This is a genomic window from Sphingobium cupriresistens LL01, from assembly GCF_001046645.1.
GTDB classification, from domain to species: domain Bacteria; phylum Pseudomonadota; class Alphaproteobacteria; order Sphingomonadales; family Sphingomonadaceae; genus Sphingobium; species Sphingobium cupriresistens.
The window spans coordinates 1-2,500 of record NZ_KQ130435.1 but is presented as its reverse complement, the minus strand read 5'-3'; the positions used below and the strand labels follow the sequence as shown (position 1 = coordinate 2,500).

Here is a 2,500-nt window from a genome sequence, read left to right as displayed (position 1 = left end):
GGATGATTGCCGTTGGGGGTAGAGCACTGGATGGTTGCGGGGGTCGCGAGATCTACCAACACTAACCAAACTCCGAATACCAACGAGTCTAGTCCGGCAGACAGACGGCGGGTGCTAAGGTCCGTCGTCAAAAGGGAAACAGCCCTAACCTACAGCTAAGGTCCCCAAGTCATCACTAAGTGGGAAAGCATGTGGGATTTCCAAAACAACCAGGAGGTTGGCTTAGAAGCAGCCATCCTTTAAAGAAAGCGTAACAGCTCACTGGTCTAAACAAGAGATCCTGCGGCGAAGATGTAACGGGGCTAAAGTGATGCACCGAAGCTTAGGGTTCAGTCTTTGACTGAGCGGTAGCGGAGCGTTCCGTAGGCCGTTGAAGCGGGAGGGTAACCGACCGTGGAGGTATCGGAAGTGCGAATGCAGACATGAGTAGCGATTAACAGTGTGAGATGCACTGTCGCCGAAATTCCAAGGGTTCCTGCTTAAAGCTAATCTGAGCAGGGTAAGCCGGCCCCTAAGACGAGCCCGAAGGGGGTAGTCGATGGGAACCACGTTAATATTCGTGGGCCTGGAGGTGTGTGACGGATGGCGTAAATGGTCTGGGCTTATTGGATTGCTCCAGGCTGTGAAGTTGTCCCAGGAAATAGCCCCTCCGTATAGACCGTACCCTAAACCGACACAGGTGGAATGGTAGAGTATACCAAGGCGTTTGAGAGAAGTATCCTGAAGGAACTCGGCAAATTGCCTCCGTACCTTCGGAAGAAGGAGGCCCCACATAAGCGCAAGCTCTTGTGGGGGGCACAGGCCAGGGGGTAGCGACTGTTTAGCAAAAACACAGGGCTCTGCTAAGTCGGCTTCAAGACGACGTATAGGGCCTGACGCCTGCCCGGTGCCTGAAGGTTAAGAGGAGGAGTGCAAGCTCTGAATTGAAGCCCAGGTAAACGGCGGCCGTAACTATAACGGTCCTAAGGTAGCGAAATTCCTTGTCGGGTAAGTTCCGACCTGCACGAATGGCGTAACGACTTCCCCACTGTCTCCAGGATATGCTCAGCGAAATTGAATTCTCCGTGAAGATGCGGAGTACCCGCGGTTAGACGGAAAGACCCCGTGCACCTTTACTGCAACTTCAGAGTGGCATTAGGAAAGAGCTGTGTAGCATAGGTGGGAGGCTTTGAAGCATCGACGCCAGTTGATGTGGAGCCATAGGTGAAATACCACCCTGCTGTTTTCTGATGTCTAACCTCGTACCGTTATCCGGTACAGGGACCCTCTGTGGTGGGTAGTTTGACTGGGGCGGTCGCCTCCTAAAGAGTAACGGAGGCGCGCGATGGTGGGCTCAGGACGGTTGGAAACCGTCTGTTAGAGTGCAATGGCATAAGCCCGCCTGACTGCGAGACTGACAAGTCGAGCAGAGACGAAAGTCGGTCATAGTGATCCGGTGGTCCCTCGTGGAAGGGCCATCGCTCAACGGATAAAAGGTACGCCGGGGATAACAGGCTGATGATTCCCAAGAGCTCATATCGACGGAATCGTTTGGCACCTCGATGTCGGCTCATCACATCCTGGGGCTGGAGCAGGTCCCAAGGGTTTGGCTGTTCGCCAATTAAAGTGGTACGTGAGCTGGGTTCAGAACGTCGCGAGACAGTTTGGTCCCTATCTGCCGTGGGCGTCGAAATTTGAGAGGAGTTGACCCTAGTACGAGAGGACCGGGTTGAACATACCTCTGGTGTACCAGTCGTTCCGCCAGGAGCGCAGCTGGGTAGCTATGTATGGACGGGATAACCGCTGAAAGCATCTAAGCGGGAAGCCTCCCTCAAGATAAGATTTCTCAGGACGGTCGAAGACCACGACCTTGATAGATCGGATGTGGAAGTGCGGTAACGCATGAAGCTAACCGATACTAATTGTCCTATTCGCGCTTAAACGGTTCACTTGTGAACCGCAGAGTCCCACCATCAACGACAATGCTGGTCTCCAGCGCATGTCAGCGATCGGTCGGTTGTTAAGCCAGCCCGGATATACGCTTACAAAACATACACCAAACGCGGCTGTTGCCGTGTTTGGCAAGCAAATACTCATGTGCACGGCATCGATCAAAAACCCATATATGCGCCAGCTTCATTGCTTGGTGACCATAGCGTCTGTGACCCACCCGATCCCATCCCGAACTCGGCCGTGAAACCAGTCTGCGCCGATGGTACTATTGCTCAAGCACTGGAAGAGTAGGGCGTCGCCAGGCATTGAAGCTCGCGCATATATCGGAAACAAAAACCCATTCATAACGTCTCATAAAAGGGCGACCCAAAAGGTCGCCCTTTTACCGTTGGTGACGCGGGATGAAGCAGCCCGCCGTCAGACCGCAAAAGCGGGATGACAAGCAAAAATGCTTCGCAGGCTGCAAAACGCAGCCCATGTTGGTGACGCGGGATGGAGCAGCCCGGTAGCTCGTCAGGCTCATAACCTGAAGGTCGTAGGTTCAAATCCTACTCCCGCAACCAACATA

The 2,500-nt window shown here is 53.7% G+C and carries 1 tRNA gene and 2 rRNA genes (1 of these 3 cut by a window edge); all 3 read left to right on the top strand.

The window, feature by feature from the left end:
* Positions 1–1,920: ribosomal RNA gene (locus V473_RS13010) — 23S ribosomal RNA — on the top strand; it begins 901 nt to the left of the window's first position.
* Positions 1,921–2,121: 201 nt separating this feature from the next.
* A 5S ribosomal RNA gene (gene rrf, locus V473_RS13005) occupies positions 2,122–2,236 on the top strand.
* Positions 2,237–2,418: 182 nt separating this feature from the next.
* A tRNA-Met gene (locus V473_RS13000) sits at positions 2,419–2,495 on the top strand.
* Positions 2,496–2,500: the final 5 nt, after the last annotated feature.